The sequence below is a fragment of the Leuconostoc rapi genome (genome assembly GCF_016908715.1).
GTDB classification, from domain to species: domain Bacteria; phylum Bacillota; class Bacilli; order Lactobacillales; family Lactobacillaceae; genus Leuconostoc; species Leuconostoc rapi.
The window spans coordinates 12,806-28,905 of the sequence record NZ_JAFBEK010000010.1; the positions used below are offsets into that span (position 1 = coordinate 12,806).

Consider the following 16,100-nt stretch of genomic DNA (forward strand, 5'->3'; position numbering starts at 1 on the left):
AAATAACCTATTGCTATATACTTTATAGATATAACAGACTTAATCAATTAAGAGAGGCACCTTTAAAATGAAAAAAGCTATTTTTTATACATATAGTGGCGATTATGAATGGTTAGTAGCCGTGTCAATAAAATCAATTATTGACCATTATATTTCTGAAGAAGGCATTGATATTTTAGTTTTCACAGATAAAAAATTTGACGATCAGCAAGCAACAATCAAAAAGTTACCTAGTTTAAGCGGCAAAACGCAAATTAAGATTTCTTTTTGGCGATTTCCGGATTGGATTAATCGCATCACTAATAATATCTCTAAACGATTTCCGGCGGTAACTTTTTTGCGATTGGGCATACCAATCGAATTTCAAGAATTTGACACGATGCTTTATTTAGACGCGGATACACTTATTTATACGGATATTCATGATGTTTTTAATCAGCTAAAATCTGAAACGATAGCTGGCGTGTTAGATATATTTCATTATTTGAATACATCAGACGCCAAAATACTGAAGCAGTATAATGAAACATATCATATTGCTGACTCCTCAAAGTATATTAATTCTGGTGTATTATTATATAATAATCAAAAATATGCACAAAAATGGACAATTGAAGCGTTAGTGAATGATATTAACGATGGGCAATTTAAACATTTCCCTGATCAAGAATTGATTAATAAAAAATTTAATCCAAATATTTTAATCCTAGCACATGAGTACAACTACCAAGAAAATAGTACTTTTTTGAATCATTGGCATGTACCAGAATATTATAAGAATACCTTGACGGCATCTGAAAAAAAGGTGAAAATTAAACATTTTTTACCGTTACCTAAACCATCGAGTCCATTAATTGGTTTTCGAGACCATTTTGATAGTGATTGGTGGCAAACAGCTACAGAATTAAAGAACTTACTATCCTAGTGACTTGTTAAAAAGCAGATCTGCTAAATGAATAAAAAGACGTAGCTCATATTTTTTATCTTTGTGCTACGTCTTTTTTATAATTAAGTTTTTTCGTCTCAACCCATAAACTCATTAGCGAGCATCCCCATCATCATACTATCATGGTATTTACCTTCAGCGAAGAAATGATCACGTAAGATACCTTCCTCAATGAAGCCCACTTTTTTGTAAATATGAATCGCTGCATCGTTATCTACATCGACATATAAATAAACTTTATGCATATTAAGTACTTTAAAAGCGTACTCGATGCCAGCTTTAATGGCCATCTGCGCATAACCATGACCTTGATGATCAGGATGAATAATAATTTGAATTTCGGTATGCCTATGAAGACCGTCGATATACATTAATTCAACGACACCGATAAATTGATTATCATCTTCAACAACAAAACGACGTTCAGTTTGATCGAGCACATGGCGGTCATAGAGAAGTTCTAATTCATCAAAAGAAGTATAGGCTTCTTGAAACCACAACGCCATGACTTTACGTGAATTTTCTTGTTGATAGATGTAAGGTAAATCTCTTTTTTCAAGGGGTCTGATTTTCATTTTTTGGCTTTCATTTTCTTGTGGTACGCATCGTATCACACGGCAACGGGTGCTTTAATTCCTGGTTCACTATCGTAATCTAATATCTTAATATCGTCCATTGTATAGTCAAATAAAGATTTAACGTCAGGGTTTAGCCACAGTTTTGGCAGCTTGTGCATTGGACGTGAAAGTTGCTCGGATATTTGTTCGATATGGTTATTATAGATGTGTGTATCACCAATGGTATGGATAAAATCACCGACCTCGTAGCCGGTCTGAGCAGCTACCATATGCAGTAGTAATGAATAAGATGCAATATTAAAAGGTACGCCGAGGAAAAAGTCACCAGACCGTTGGTATAGCTGGACGCTCAATTTGCCGTCAGCAACATAAAATTGACTAAGCACGTGACATGAAGGCAAAGGTGCCTGCGGTGTGGTTTCGGCATTCCAAGCTGTTAGAATGAGTCGTCTAGAATCAGGCGTTGTTTTAATATCATGTACTAATCGAGTGACTTGATCAATTGTACCTGCATCAGCGTTTAGAGATGTTGTTTCCCAATTACGCCAAAGTTTACCATAAACATCACCGACATAGCCAAATGTTTCCATAAAGTCGTCATCAGTTAGAATTTTATCAACGAAAATGGCTTTCTGGGCTTGATAAATGGCGGCAAATTCAGCATCTTCTTGGGCACGATGACCAAAATTGGTCATGTCGGGTCCAGTATATTGATCAGATTCAATCCAGTTTTTAAAGGCCCATTCATCCCAAATGTGGTTATTGTGCTGCAATAAAAAGCGAATATTATTATCGCCGCGGAGAAACCATAGTAATTCTGATTTAATCAGACCAAAATAAACTTTTTTGGTTGTCAGTAGTGGGAAACCTTCTTGCAAATCAAAACGCATCTGCGTTCCAAATAAAGAATGTGTCCCAGTGCCTGTTCGATCGCCTTTAATTGCGCCTTCGTTGAGGACTTTTTGTGCAAGGTCAAGATATTGTTGTTCATTTTTTGACATAGTATAGTTAGTACGTAAAATTAGCTTTCACGTCATTCCTTTCAGAGTGTTCCTTACTATAAATAGTAACGAAAAGCTAGTTAATAATCAAGGTAAAAAAAATGACAAAACAAGGGGAATTTGATGATTATGCTGTCCATTTTTAAAATATTTTTATCGAACGATGGACTGTCTTATTATTCTGATGATATATTTTTGATATTCGTTTTCTAAAACAATAAACTGTGATAAAATAAAAATAGTTCGTTATTAACAGATATATACAGCAATTCCTTTGTCGCATTATTCATGTGTTATAAATTGTTTTAAATCAATTTGTTCGGCAGTTTGCTGTGAAAAAGGCACTTGTTGTAAAGTAACATGTTTTTGTGCCAACAGTTCTTCGGCAAACGGATCATTATGATAATCGCGCATAAAGTTTATTTTTACGATACCTGCCTGCAACAATAATTTTGTGCAATGGATGCAAGGCACATCGGTGACATAAACTTCAGCACCATCAACGCTAATTCCCATCTGCGCTGCCTGCATCAAGGCATTTTGTTCAGCATGAACAGCACGAATGCAGTGACCGTCCACAATGAGATCGCCAACATCTGTACAGTGTGGCGTGCCCGATACGGCACCATTATAGCCACTTGTGATGATTCTGTTATTCTGGACAATCACAGCGCCGACGTGTAGTCGTGTGCAGGTTGAACGTGTTGATAAGATAGCTGCTTGCGCGATAAAATATTGATCCCAGCTGATACGATTTTGTGGCATATTGAACTCCAGTTAATTTATTTTGTTAAGAAGAATATAACATAAATCTACGAGCAAACGAAGGAGCTTTTTAATGACTGAAATACTTGACGGTGCTGCGGTGGCCAAAATGACCAATACCAAAACTGCTGAACGTGTGTCAAATTTGAAACAACCGGTGACGTTGGCGGTTGTCTATGATCCAGAAAATGATGGTAGCCGTTTGTATGTCAATATGAAATCCAAAAAAGCCGCTACAGTGGGTATTGCAACGATGGATATTCCAACAGATGCTACGGCAACAACAGAAAGTGTCATTAAGTTAATTGAAAAATTGAACGCAGATGAACATATTACTGGTATTTTGGTTCAGAGTCCTTTAGCAAAAGGGGTAAAAGAACGTGAAGTCTTTTCTGCTGTTGCGCCTCATAAGGATGCAGATGGACTAGGCGCGACAGTGCAAGGCATGTTATTTGGTGATGCATTGCAAGACTATACGGTGGCTGCCACACCGCAAGGCGTCATGACCTTGTTACAGCATTATGGGATTGATATTGCTGGGAAGAGTGCTTTGGTCATTGGCCGTTCACAATTATTTGGTCGACCAATGTTTGCACTATTAACCAATGCTGATGCAACTGTCACACTAGCTCATCGTTATACGCCTGAAGCAGTTTTAAAGGCACAATTAAAAACAGCAGATATTGTTGTTGTTGGTGTTGGTCAACCCAATTTTCTAAAGGGGTCTGATCTCAAATCGGGGGCAGTGGTAATAGACGTCGGCATGAACTATGTTGATGGCGTAGCAGTTGGGGATATTGATTTCAAGTCAGCCCAGGGCGTTGCTAGCTATATTACGCCAGTTCCAGGTGGTGTTGGACCAATGACAATCGCAACACTATTAGAAAATACAGTCACTTTAGCAGAAAATTATCAGTAATGTTTAAATAGCTACTAGCAAATATATTTTGTTAGTAGCTATTTTTTGTATTTAATGATACTTTAACAAAAATAAATATCGTGGTGAAGGTGACATTTTGGATTAAAGGCGTGCAAGCAAGCGGGACATTTTTCTTGTCCTGCATAAGTATTACCGCTCATTTCAAAATGGCAAATGCCGCACATAACGCTGATTTGTGATGTCGGCATTGGTTGGAAATCATGTGATGTTAAAGCGTCGTGGCAAAGATAACAGGCAAAATATTTTTGACAAATTTGGCACTTATTAGCAATAATATCAACTGGTTGATGCCAGTGTTGACACCGACCCGCCTGATCGGTTAATAACCCAAAAATTTCAGGCATGACGAACCACTTCAAAACGACGGCGTAATGTCATGGTAATGACGGTAGCAACTATGGCTTTGATCACGTCACCTGGGATAAATGTGAGTTGTAGTAACAGGGCTTTTGATAGTGGCATATGTGTGACAATGTTAAGACCAATTGCACCAGAAAAATAAATCAGTAACACACCAAAGAGTAAAATAGGCAACAAAATTGTGACAAAATTAATCTTATTGAAACGGTCGAGTGTTGATACCGTTAGGCCTATTAGTAATGCAGCGAAGGGGTAAGACCAAATGTAACCTGCTGTGGCCCCAAAAAAAGCTGGGAATCCGCCAGCGCCACCAGTTAAAACTGGTAAACCAACGATTGCTAATAGTAACCAGACCACAATGGCTAAAAAGCCATGTCGCCAACCTAAGATTGTACCAGCTAACATGATGCCAATGTTTTGAATCGTGATTGGTACTAAACTAAGTGGAATCGTTGGAATATACGCCATGACAACGATTACAGCAATAATGACCACTGTAAGTGTGAATTTTTGAGTTTTCATAACAACGCCTTTTGTAAACTTTTATTTTTTATAAGTTTACAATTTAAATTTACTGTTGTCAATTAATATTATGATAGTGCGGCAAGATATGTTAATTAAAATTGAGCAGTCAGAGAACGATTGCACTCAGAAAATGACACACCAAAAAAAAGAAATGCTGTTTAACATTTCAGGTGTGATTCACTAATAATGGTAGAAAAAATTTTGCACAGCATTAACAGCCGTTTCTTTTCCGACAAAGTAGAGCGTATCCCCACGTTCAATCACTGCATAAGGTCCTGGAGAAATCACCAAATCATCATTGTGCATGAGTGCAACAATCGTGGCGCCGGTATTTTGCCAGAGGGTGAGGCTACCAATTGATTGTCCAAATTTAGGGCTTTCATCATTTAATTCAAGCTCATATGGGCTTAACGGGCTATGGCGTTGTACGCGTTGATTTTGTTCAAATAACAGTGCCAGGTTATTTTCTAATGCTTTAATCTCTTCTTTTTGGTTAGTAATTAGGTGGTTAATTTGAGTATGAATTGTTTGTACATTTGAAGTTTCTTGCGCTTGGTTTAAAAATGTTTTCGCTTTTTCACGTGATAACACTTCGACACCACTGCCGTGAATTGGTTTGACTATTTGAAGATCAGCCAAGACACTAACGGCCTTTCTTGCTGTTTCAGAAGACACACCAAAAGCGACTGATAACGTTGATCTAGCATGGAGTTTACTACCAACGGCGTATTCATTATCAGCGATTTTTTTTGCAATTTGATAAGCAATTTTACGGTATCTAGGCTCTCTAATGGTTTGCATAACATTCTCCGAAATCGTGTGTTAGTTTGACAAAAGTGACAACTTGTGACAAAATAGAAGACATCACTTAGTGGCAACCTATTTTTTGAAATGAGTTGTCACTTTGAAGTATAAGATATATTACAAAAAGAGTCAATGGAGAATCATGTCAAATGCATGATTCTCAAAAAAATTGGAGGATTCATGGCTAAAGTAGAGATTAAACATCTCACGAAAATATTCGGTAAGCGACCTAAGGCCGCGCTGAAGATGGTGAAACAGAATAAAAGTAAGGACGAAATTGTTGAAAAAACTGGTAGTACTGTTGGTGTTTACGACATTAGTATGAGTATTGACGAAGGTGAAATATTTGTCATTATGGGACTATCAGGTTCAGGAAAGTCTACTTTAATTCGATTGTTAAATCGATTGATTGAGCCGACTGAGGGACAGTTATTTATTGATGGTCAAGAAATAACGAAATTCAATAAAAAGCAAATGTTAGATATTCGTCGTCAAAAGATGAGTATGGTATTTCAAAATTTTGGTCTTTTTCCACATCGGACATTATTAGAAAACACAGAATATGGATTGGAAATTCAGGGCGTCGAGAAGGAAGAGCGACGTAAGCGCGCGGAACAAGCCTTGGACAATGCTAAGTTGTTAAGTTATAAGGACCAATATCCTAGTCAGTTGTCAGGTGGTATGCAACAACGTGTTGGATTAGCACGCGCATTGACAAATGACCCTGATATTTTATTGATGGATGAGGCTTTCTCAGCTCTAGATCCACTAGTTCGTGGCGAAATGCAGGATGAATTGTTAGAGTTACAAGCCAACGTTCAAAAGACAATTATTTTTATTACCCACGATCTTAATGAAGCGCTCCATATTGGTGATCATATTGCCATTATGAAAGATGGACAGCTACAACAAATAGGTACTGGTGAAGAAATTTTGACCAATCCAGCTAATGATTATGTGAAGACATTTATTGGTGGTGTTGATCGTTCGAAAGTTCTGACTGCCGAAAGTATTATGATTCCTTCACTAACAACGAATGTGGATGTTGATGGTCCGACTGTTGCATTACGTAAAATGGCAGATGAGGAAGTCTCTGGGTTAGTTGCTGTTAATCGTAAACGAGAGTTACTTGGCTACTTGTCATCAGACGAGGCGGTTAAAGCACGTCGTAATCAAAAACCATTAACTCAAGCCGTGTCAACAATGCCAACTGTTGCCTTAGATACATTAGTCGCAGATATTATGCCTATTATTTATGATTCACAAACGCCTGTGGCTGTTGTTGACGCCAACAAACGTGTGCGTGGTGTCATTATTCGAGGCTCTGTTTTGGAAGCATTAGCCGATACGGAGGGAGAAGAGAATGCCTAATTTACCTAAGATACCGTTAGAAAGCTGGATTAGCAATATTGTCAGCTGGCTTACAACGCATCTATCAGGATTATTCGATTTGATGCAAAAGGGCGGTCAAAGCATCATGGATGCCTTGACGAATGGCTTAACAGCCATTCCAATGCCATTAATGATCGCTGGTTTAACTTTTATTGCAATATTAACCACACATAAAAAATACGGTTTTCCAATTTTTACTTTCATTGGTTTAGCGTTAATCGCTAACCAAAATTTATGGTCTGACTTAATGAGTACGGTGACGCTTGTCATTATGGCATCCGTGATATCACTTGTTATTGGTATTCCCTTGGGAATTTTAACTGCTAAATCACCTAAAACAGCAGCAGTTGTCAAGCCAATATTAGACTTTATGCAAACAATGCCTGGGTTCGTTTATTTGATACCAGCAGTTGCATTCTTTGGTATAGGTGTTGTGCCAGGTGTGTTTGCTTCAATTATCTTCGCACTACCACCAATGGTACGAATGACTGATTTAGGTATTCGTCAGGTACCGATTGATTTGGTTGAGGCCGCTGATTCATTTGGATCAACGACTTGGCAAAAGTTAATCAAGCTCGAATTACCGAATGCACGTAACACAATTTTGGCTGGTGCGAATCAAACTATTATGTTAGCCTTGTCAATGGTTGTTACAGCTTCTATGATTGGTGCACCTGGTCTGGGACGTGGTGTCTTGTCTGCGGTTCAACGTGCCGACGTTGGTTCTGGTTTCGTTAACGGTCTTGGTTTAGTTATTTTGGCTATTATCATTGATCGTTTCACACAAAAATTGAACACAAAACCTGGTCAAAAAGCAACTAGAAAACCTTGGCGACGTTGGGCAATCTTAGCAACGGTACTTGTTATGATTGGTGGCGGTGTTGTAAATGCCATGACATCTGAAAAAACAACTGGTCAAAAAGTAACATTAGGTTATGTTGCTTGGGATTCAGAAGTTGCTTCAACGACGGTTCTTGCGCAATCATTACGTCAACATGGTTATGACGTTACCATGACACCACTTGATAACGCTGTATTGTGGCAGTCGTTGTCTAATGGTCAAGTTGATGCTTCTGTTAGTGCTTGGTTACCATATACACATAAAGCATTATATGCAAAGTATAAGAATGATATATCATTACTTGGTCCTAATTTACATGGTGCCAAGACAGGATTTGTTGTTCCTGATTATATGAAGGTTAATTCAATAGCTGATTTGAAAGATGAGGCGAATAAAACAGTGACTGGTATTGAACCTGGCGCGGGTGAGATGACAACAGCTAAGCAAACATTAGAGGCTTATCCTAATCTTAGCGGTTGGAATTTGTCATCATCATCGTCTGGTGCCATGACAACAGCGCTTGATAAAGCCTATAAGTCAAAGAAAGATATTATTGTGACTGGTTGGTCGCCTCATTGGATGTTTAGTAAATACAAGTTGAAGTATTTAGAAGATCCAAAGGGTACAATGGGTAAAAATGAAACAATTAATACAATTACTCGTAAGAATTTGAAACAAGATAATCCTAAATTTGAAAAAGTGATGGATAAATTTAATTGGACGAAGGACGACATGGAAAGTGTCATGTTTGACATTCAAAAGGGTCAATCACCCGAACAAGCAGCAAATAAGTGGTTGAAGGCACATGCCAAACTTGCTGATAGTTGGTACAAGTAGTATCAATAACATCATTTTTCGAAGAAATCAAGGCAGCTCGTATCATCGAGATGTCTTGATTTTTTTACTGTGACCACAATCAAAAAAATATCTTATCTGATTAAACTATGTTAAACTTTAATTGTTAATTGGTATGTCTAAATGAAAAACTTTAAATGATTGTTATGTGTTTACACTTAAAAGTAACGCAAAAAAGCATGCTTTGAAATAGTGATTTGAGATTATTTTTGGCGTGACAGTAGCAATAATTTAACCTTTGATTATGATCAGGAGAGGTGATGATGATATGTATCAAGCAATCAATAACCGTTATGAAAAAATGCTTTATAATCGTGTCGGACAAAGTGGCCTAAAAATTTCTGCGCTTGGGTTAGGGTTTTGGCACAATTTCGGTAGTGTAGACGCTTATGATAACCAAAAGCGCATTGTGCATCAGGCATTTGATTTAGGGATTACCTATTTTGACTTGGCGAATAATTATGGGCCAACACCGGGTAGCGCTGAAGCAAATTTTGGTCGTATGATGGCTAATGATATGAAACCTTATCGTGATGAAATGGTAATCACCAGTAAAGCGGGTTATGAGATGTGGGATGGACCCTATGGTAACTGGGGGTCACGTAAAAGTATTATTGCAAGTGCGAATCAGAGTTTGACACGGTTAGGGTTAGATTATGTCGATGTTTTTTATTCACATCGTCCGGATCCCGAAACGCCAATTGAAGAAACAGCCTTGGCATTAGATGCATTGGTGCACGAAGGAAAAGCGTTATATATTGGTATTTCAAACTATGATGGCGCTCAAACGGCGGCTATTAGTAAAATATTTACGTCACTGAGAACACCATTTATTGTTCATCAACCGCGATACAATATGTTCGATCGCCACATTGAAAATGATTTATTGCCTGTTTTGAGACAAGAAGGTAAATCGGCAGTGGTTTTCAGCCCGCTATCGCAAGGCTTATTGACGGATCGTTATCTTGAGGGTATTCCGACAGATTCTCGAGCCGCTAAGTCGTCAAGCCCATTTTTAAAAGTAGATCAGGTTGAAAAAACATTGCATACTGTTAAGCAATTGAACCAAGTTGCTAAGCGACGAGGACAAACACTTGCTGAAATGGCCTTGGCTTGGGATCTACGTCAACCAGAAATAGTTAGTGTTTTGGTCGGTGCTAGTCGGCCAGAACAATTAATTGATAATGTTAAAGCGCTTGACACGCTAAAATTTACTCAAGTAGAAGAAAAAGAAATTGATGCTATTCTAAGTGGGGATGCCTAACATTGTTTTTGTAACGATTAAGAAAAGGCGTCACAATCGTTGGTTTTTCAACGACTGTGACGCCTTTTCTAATTTAAAAGATTAAGTTTACTATCTTGGCCAATAACCCAAGTGTTCAGGTCATCATCTTTTATTCTTGTGGTATGAGCTTTGAGAAATTTTCGATACAAGAAACCAATACGTTGATTAAAAATAAGCGTATTTGGTGCGTTTAAATCGTCACTGAGCAATTGGTATGACCGAATAGCATAACTGATAAACGTGAGTTCACGAGCGATTGCGGCATCATCTAATCCATGCGCTTCATGAAGCAAATGTTGTCGTGCAGCATACCCAAGTGCTTGTTGAAAGCGATTGATGTTTGTTGGGTCAATCATGGCATCTTGTCCAATTACCATCATCGTTTCCTTAAAACTCTTAATAGCTGTTGGTGTGGCTTTGTTAGTTAGTTCGAAACGTTGAAATGGCACACCGGTAGATGTTTGACGTTCTTCGTAAGTGTACCACTTACGGTTTGTTAAGAAGAAAGGGGTGTGATCCATGTCTTTACCGCTCCAAAATTAGTGTCTATTTTTAATATTTTTGATAAGTTGTGACATGATTTTGTCATCACTATAGGATAGCACATTTTTAGCGTAAATACGCTTGCCAAACCAAGCGAGTGCAATGACGCTTACAAGAGAAATAAGTAATGCAACAATTGCTGCTGGCCACGTTTCAACCTTAGTGACCAAGCGAACGGGCATCATACTTTGTGAAATAAATGGGACATAACTTAATATTTTAATCGCTATATTGTTTGGCATGTTGGTCATCACAAAGCTGAACATATAGCCAATCATAGCTAAAAATGTGATCGGTTGAACAGCTTGTTGTACTTGTGCATTATCATTGATTAGAGACGCGATCATGGCTGTGAGGACGAGATACAAAGCAACAGCGACTAAAATGAACAAAACGGCGTAGATGGCAAATCCGATTGCGACATTTGAAAAGGTTTGTTTAATGCCACTTAATAAGGTATTGTTTTGCAAAAATAAATAACCAATAGTGCCGGCAATAATGTAAATGATTAAGTGAGTGACGGCAAGCGCAAAGATGCCAAGCATTTTACCGAAATATTGGATACTAGCAGATGTTGCTGCTAAAAGTGTTTCCATGATACGTGATGATTTTTCGTTAGCGATTTCAGTAGCAATCATGGAAGTGTACCACATGACAATCATTGTTGTCACGATACCAATTGCTACGGCAATACCATAGTTGGCCATATCAGAATTATCACCGTCTGTAGATTTATTATTTGTCTGTTGCACAACTGATTTCAAATTAAAAGGTTTGATTAAGGCTTGTGTTTGTTCTGTCGTTAGACCGTATTCTGATGCTTTTTGGCTACGAGACAAATTGCCTAGTACACTGATAATGGCTTCTTTATTAATAGAATTACTTTTTGGTTGTGTTGTTAATGTGGCATTATCTGACTCAATGATTAAAATACCATCAATGTCTTTGGCGGTAAGCGCTTTATTAGCTGCCTTACCATCTGTTATTTTTGATACTTTGATGTCTAATGATTTTTCATCAACTTTAAATACTTTACGTACTTGAGGATCCCCAAGTACTGCAACTGTTGGCGTTGTATTACCTTGCATTTTAGCCATACCAAAGATAATACCGCCAATAACTACGGCAAAAATAATAGGTGATAACACGAGTAACCAATACCCACGAGATTTGAAATGGGTACGGTAAGTTTGTTTGATAACAATAGCGAGTCCGTTATTCATGGTAGGCGACCTCCTGGCGGAAAATATCATCGAGTGTAGGCGGTTGTTGTGAGAAAGCAGGAATATAGCCATGACGCGTAACGTAGTCAAATATTTGATGGCCAACAGTTTCGTTACTAATTGTGATATCAAATCCAGCGCCTTGTGGTTTGATATGCGTTACACCAGTAATATTGGCGAGCTCATCTATTGAAAAGGGTCCTTCAACATATACTTTTGTACGACCAAATTGCTCACGTATGTCTTGTACACCACCTTGCAAGACAATTTTACCTTGTTTAAGCATAGTGAGATTGTCAGAAATTTTAGTGACGTTGTTCATATCGTGACTCGAGAAAATAATCATGGCACCATTGTCACGCATACGCACGATTTCAGCCATCATAATACTCGTATTAACTGGATCAAGACCTGAAAAAGGTTCATCAAGGATAATGAATTCAGGGTTGAAGATCAGAGACGCAATCATTTGAACTTTTTGAGCGTTTCCTTTAGATAAAGATTGCACTTTATCTGTTGCTTTACCAACGACATCTAATCGTTTTAACCAATCTGCTAAAGCAATCTTAGCATCTGAGCGGGTCATACCATGTAGCTCAGAAAAATATAAGATTTGTTCTTCAATTGTTAGTTTTTGGTAAAGTCCGCGTTCTTCCGGCAAAAAACCGATCTTTTGTTTATCAGCCTGCGTAATCGGGTGACCGTTCCAAGTAATCGTACCTGAGGTTGGTGTAATAAAATTTAAGATCATCCGAAATGTGGTTGTTTTACCAGCACCATTTTGACCAATTAAACCCATCACTTTTCCAGGTTCTAGGGTCATGTTCATGTCGTTAACGGCAATTTTATTGCCGAACTGCTTGTTAAGATTTGTGAGTTGAATCATGTGTTACTCCTTATAGTAGTTTAGTCAATAACCAACGAAGACTAGGCTGTAGTATGAGAATCAAAATAAGTGGTGAAGCGAGGTACCAAAAATATTGTGTAAAATAACTTGCGCCTAAAATAAAGGCTAAGTAAGCAATAACAAGTAATATTTTCAAAGTGAGTGCATCAGCACGTTGGCGAACTTGTTGCACACGTTCATCAATTTCCTTTATCTTTTTGCGATGTAATTCCTGTGGATTGGACAAATAGGTCATACTAGCCAATTTTGTACCAATGGCACCTCCGATTAGACCGCCGTATATACCAGATGTAAATGAACCGAGTTTATGGCCATAAAAGTAATACATTGGTATACTAGCTGCGAATAGAAAAATGGACAAAGTAATGAAAAGTATCGTGATAAAATTAGTCTGGTATCGTATTAAATCACCATATTCTTTATCACTCATACCAGCTTTTGGTGTTGCAAATAATTTTTTAAGCATCTGTTTTGTCCTCCTCAAAAATAAAAATGTCTTCAATTTTAAGTTGAAAAAGGGTTGCAATGTGATGTGCGAGTAATAACGATGCATTATATTTGCCTTTTTCTAGAGATATGATTGTTTGGCGCGTGACTTCTAACTTATCAGCTAAATCAGCTTGTGTCATATGTTGTGCCTTTCTGAGTTCCTGAATACGATTTTTCAATGGTCAACCTCCAAAAAATGTATATAACACTTTACATTTATATTGTAGCAAAGTTTTTTAAAAATGTAAAGCTTTCTATACATTTACAACAAACTTGCATTTTTGTTTAAAAAGAACTATAACAAGGGTATAGATAAGGGGGCCATAAAATGGCAGACGAAAAGTATCAAACGTTAGATCTCGCAATGAACGAGGTATTCGATTGGAGTGAGGACAAAACCCCATTACGTGATGCACTGTGGAATCATTACATGGACGAAAGTAATAAAAACACATCATCAACATTGGCACACTTAAAAGCTTACAAAACCATGAGTGACAAGGAAATTAAGGCGGAAGCTGAGAAAGTTTTGAAGTGAAAAAGATGGTCAACAACAATTAAGTTGTTGGCTCTTTTTGATTAGGGTTGTTGGCGCAAAAAATAGTTGACGTGGCACTGTTTTTTCTGTATACTTATATCTTGTTATGGCGCTATGGTCAAGTGGTTAAGACGTCGGCTTCTCAGGCCGAAATCGAGGGTTCGACTCCCTCTAGCGCTATTAGTATATTTCATGGCGTTGCATTGGGTTTCAAAAACCTTGATGTAGCGCCTTTTCTTATGAAAACGTGGCACTGTGTTTCATAATATGTCACACAAAATAGAAAAAATTTTAAATAGGCAAGTAAGCAGTATAACGGTATTTAAGCCGTTTTTTATTTGCACAAAAGGTAAAAAATAGGATATAAGTAACAACGTGGTACATATTGATTTGTCTTTTGATATAGCGATAATATCGAAGTGGCTGCCATAACATTTAAATAGACATAACAAAACCACGTTCTAGCATTCAGTAGAGCGTGGTTTTATAATTTTATTGTTTCAATTCAGCGTGTTCTTAATGTTGGGGGTGTGAGTGGATAAATTCGTTTGCGTCCCATCCTATAGTTGACTGTTTATTTATAGAAAAAGAACATCAAAACGTTAATAAAACTTGCCACTAACATCAGTATGCCTGCTACACGATAATTTTTATTTTTCGCATCTTTACTTAATCTTAAAAATGTTAGGCCACTTATAGCCATTGGAAAAACTGTTAATAAGTACATAAAATACTCCTAAGTTGTATATCTTTAAAACGGCACGCTCAAGTGACATAGGTATATCAAAATACGCCATAAAGTCATATAGATTGCTGTACCTATCTGTAAATTTTGGATTTAGCTTAATGATACTCAACAATATCTTGAGGTTTGATTAGTTTTAATCTAGCAAGTGACATTTCAAACCGATATGATGAACCATCTTCTGAAAATTTAATATTTTCTGCATTTACAGAGAAATCATTCAAAATATTTTCTTGTAGTTGTTCAGTAGTAATCATTACTACAGGTGTGATTGCTACCGTAACGCCTGTTACCGTAAGTCTTGTTGAAATCACATCACTAGGGAATAGCTCTGTTAATTTGAATTTAACAATTAATCTGCACACATTAGAATAATGATCAAATCGGTTCCAATCTTTGATTTTGCTATAATCGTATGTACCGTTATACATAGACTGATATAAATCGTTGCTTTTACTCTTAACATAATTTACACGCGCGATAATTACAAAGACAAAAACTGCTATCTCTATTAGATAGACAAATAAGTTTGTAAAGTTTTGATTACCAAACATTACATGAATTCCGGTATTAATCAAGAGAAACAAGGAGACGAATAATGCAATAATCGCAACTAGTGTACCAATATTTTGAGTTTTGGAACTATTATCATCAATGTATTTTTGGAGTTTAGGGGATAAGGATTTCATGTTTTTTTCTTTCTTGACGACACTGACTTAGTTGTCGTAATTTTTTAAGGACTATATAAGGTTAATCTTATCATATTTCATTCAATTTATTAAACGTTTGCTTTATTATGAATTTACGCTTGTAATGTGTCATGCCATCCATATATTTCTGTAGTTCTGAAATAGTGAAGTCTATTTCTGATAGTTAATTATTTCCCACTAAATTACAGAAAAAATATAAACAATTGTACATTTATAAGATTTTTACCGTATAATGTAATTCGGAGGTAATATATTATGATTGCATTACATGTTTTTTTTGGAATAATGATATTGATTGGGGTCATTATGACTGCAGTATCTTTTCAAGGCGACACTGACAAGTTGACAAACTTGCAAAAATTTTCTTTGATCTTCACAACATCAGCTATTGGCCTGACGGTAATTGCCGTTATAGCAATATCTAGTTCGATTTATATCGGAATTGTTATGTTTATCGCTTTGGCACTTTATGAATATTTTGCATTTTTGCGTAAGGCCAATTAAAAATAAAATACTGCACAAAAACGACTAATTTATAGCTTACAACTTGTCTGTGGCACCTTATCATGAATATGGGGATGATACAAACCAACATGTTAGTAAAGTTTTACAATGGCTGATAATTAAGGTGCATAGACATTGATACGATGAGT

20 protein-coding genes and 1 tRNA gene are annotated in these 16,100 nt (G+C 37.0%); 8 read left to right on the plus strand and 13 right to left on the minus strand.

Translation table 11 applies throughout. The annotated features are described in order from the left end of the window. The first annotated feature begins 67 nt into the window (after positions 1–67). A complete protein-coding gene (locus tag JOD28_RS08385) occupies positions 68–925 on the plus strand; it encodes a glycosyltransferase (RefSeq protein WP_204770371.1) in 858 nt (285 codons plus the stop codon). Between the two features lie 98 nt (positions 926–1,023). Here JOD28_RS08385 and JOD28_RS08390 read toward each other — a convergent pair whose 3' ends face one another. From JOD28_RS08390 to JOD28_RS08400, 3 genes are all read right to left on the minus strand, one after another. Continuing rightward, entirely contained in the window at positions 1,024–1,521 is a 498-nt protein-coding gene (locus tag JOD28_RS08390) for a GNAT family N-acetyltransferase (protein ID WP_204770372.1), read from the minus strand. 35 nt (positions 1,522–1,556) lie between these two features. Further along, a complete protein-coding gene (locus JOD28_RS08395; RefSeq protein WP_204770373.1) occupies positions 1,557–2,525 on the minus strand; it encodes a thymidylate synthase in 969 nt (322 codons plus the stop codon). A gap of 282 nt (positions 2,526–2,807) precedes the next feature. Then, the gene (locus JOD28_RS08400; protein WP_204770374.1) at positions 2,808–3,290 is read right to left on the minus strand and encodes a deoxycytidylate deaminase; all 483 of its coding nucleotides are present in this window, start codon (positions 3,288–3,290) and stop codon (positions 2,808–2,810) included. A 73-nt stretch (positions 3,291–3,363) separates the two neighbouring features. Here JOD28_RS08400 and JOD28_RS08405 point away from each other — a divergent pair, with 73 nt between their 5' ends. Further along, entirely contained in the window at positions 3,364–4,209 is an 846-nt protein-coding gene (locus tag JOD28_RS08405; protein WP_204770375.1) for a bifunctional 5,10-methylenetetrahydrofolate dehydrogenase/5,10-methenyltetrahydrofolate cyclohydrolase, read from the plus strand. Positions 4,210–4,271: 62 nt separating this feature from the next. Here the strand turns inward: JOD28_RS08405 and JOD28_RS08410 are convergent, their stop codons facing one another. The 3 genes from JOD28_RS08410 to JOD28_RS08420 all read right to left on the minus strand — a co-directional run bounded on the left by JOD28_RS08410 (position 4,272) and on the right by JOD28_RS08420 (position 5,916). After that, on the minus strand, positions 4,272–4,574 hold the full coding sequence (locus JOD28_RS08410) for a CHY zinc finger protein (protein ID WP_204770376.1): 303 nt from the start codon (positions 4,572–4,574) through the stop codon (positions 4,272–4,274). Next, complete coding sequence (locus JOD28_RS08415) at positions 4,567–5,112, minus strand: biotin transporter BioY (RefSeq protein ID WP_204770377.1); 546 nt, start codon at positions 5,110–5,112, stop codon at positions 4,567–4,569. The genes JOD28_RS08410 and JOD28_RS08415 overlap by 8 nt, the downstream gene beginning before the upstream one ends. Positions 5,113–5,295: 183 nt before the next feature. After that, entirely contained in the window at positions 5,296–5,916 is a 621-nt protein-coding gene (locus JOD28_RS08420) for a GntR family transcriptional regulator (protein WP_204770378.1), read from the minus strand. Positions 5,917–6,099: 183 nt separating this feature from the next. Between JOD28_RS08420 and JOD28_RS08425 the strand changes: the two genes are divergently transcribed. The 3 genes from JOD28_RS08425 to JOD28_RS08435 all read left to right on the plus strand — a co-directional run bounded on the left by JOD28_RS08425 (position 6,100) and on the right by JOD28_RS08435 (position 10,271). After that, positions 6,100–7,290, plus strand: coding sequence for a quaternary amine ABC transporter ATP-binding protein (locus JOD28_RS08425; RefSeq protein WP_204770379.1), 1,191 nt, complete (start codon positions 6,100–6,102; stop codon positions 7,288–7,290). Further along, positions 7,283–8,989: an ABC transporter permease/substrate binding protein gene (locus JOD28_RS08430; protein ID WP_204770380.1), complete on the plus strand. Its 1,707-nt coding sequence runs from the start codon at positions 7,283–7,285 to the stop codon at positions 8,987–8,989. Before JOD28_RS08425 ends, JOD28_RS08430 begins: the two co-directional genes overlap by 8 nt. A 286-nt stretch (positions 8,990–9,275) precedes the next feature. Continuing rightward, positions 9,276–10,271: an aldo/keto reductase gene (locus tag JOD28_RS08435; protein ID WP_204770381.1), complete on the plus strand. Its 996-nt coding sequence runs from the start codon at positions 9,276–9,278 to the stop codon at positions 10,269–10,271. 68 nt (positions 10,272–10,339) lie between these two features. Here JOD28_RS08435 and JOD28_RS08440 read toward each other — a convergent pair whose 3' ends face one another. From JOD28_RS08440 to JOD28_RS08460, 5 genes are read right to left on the minus strand one after another with little or no spacing between them, the layout of a single operon-like run. After that, positions 10,340–10,813 carry a substrate-binding protein gene (locus JOD28_RS08440; RefSeq protein ID WP_204770382.1) on the minus strand — a complete coding sequence of 158 codons (474 nt, stop codon included), beginning with the start codon at positions 10,811–10,813 and terminating at the stop codon, positions 10,340–10,342. An 18-nt stretch (positions 10,814–10,831) separates the two neighbouring features. After that, positions 10,832–12,058 carry an ABC transporter permease gene (locus tag JOD28_RS08445; RefSeq protein WP_204770383.1) on the minus strand — a complete coding sequence of 409 codons (1,227 nt, stop codon included), beginning with the start codon at positions 12,056–12,058 and terminating at the stop codon, positions 10,832–10,834. Then, a complete protein-coding gene (locus tag JOD28_RS08450) occupies positions 12,051–12,944 on the minus strand; it encodes an ABC transporter ATP-binding protein (RefSeq protein WP_204770384.1) in 894 nt (297 codons plus the stop codon). Before JOD28_RS08450 ends, JOD28_RS08445 begins: the two co-directional genes overlap by 8 nt. A 10-nt stretch (positions 12,945–12,954) precedes the next feature. Beyond that, positions 12,955–13,431: a hypothetical protein gene (locus JOD28_RS08455; protein WP_204770385.1), complete on the minus strand. Its 477-nt coding sequence runs from the start codon at positions 13,429–13,431 to the stop codon at positions 12,955–12,957. Next, on the minus strand, positions 13,424–13,633 hold the full coding sequence (locus JOD28_RS08460; RefSeq protein ID WP_013103724.1) for a helix-turn-helix transcriptional regulator: 210 nt from the start codon (positions 13,631–13,633) through the stop codon (positions 13,424–13,426). Before JOD28_RS08460 ends, JOD28_RS08455 begins: the two co-directional genes overlap by 8 nt. Before the next feature lie 149 nt (positions 13,634–13,782). Here JOD28_RS08460 and JOD28_RS08465 point away from each other — a divergent pair, with 149 nt between their 5' ends. Further along, a complete protein-coding gene (locus JOD28_RS08465; RefSeq protein ID WP_204770386.1) occupies positions 13,783–13,992 on the plus strand; it encodes a P8 family protein in 210 nt (69 codons plus the stop codon). A gap of 108 nt (positions 13,993–14,100) precedes the next feature. Further along, positions 14,101–14,172, plus strand: a tRNA-Glu gene (locus tag JOD28_RS08470). Between the two features lie 394 nt (positions 14,173–14,566). On the opposite strand, the gene JOD28_RS08475 is transcribed toward JOD28_RS08470, so the two are convergent. After that, entirely contained in the window at positions 14,567–14,719 is a 153-nt protein-coding gene (locus JOD28_RS08475) for a hypothetical protein (protein ID WP_204770387.1), read from the minus strand. Positions 14,720–14,835: 116 nt separating this feature from the next. After that, positions 14,836–15,426: a hypothetical protein gene (locus JOD28_RS08480; protein WP_204770388.1), complete on the minus strand. Its 591-nt coding sequence runs from the start codon at positions 15,424–15,426 to the stop codon at positions 14,836–14,838. A gap of 276 nt (positions 15,427–15,702) precedes the next feature. On the opposite strand from JOD28_RS08480, the gene JOD28_RS08485 reads away from it, so the two are divergent. Further along, positions 15,703–15,951 carry a hypothetical protein gene (locus tag JOD28_RS08485; protein ID WP_204770389.1) on the plus strand — a complete coding sequence of 83 codons (249 nt, stop codon included), beginning with the start codon at positions 15,703–15,705 and terminating at the stop codon, positions 15,949–15,951. Positions 15,952–16,100: the final 149 nt, after the last annotated feature.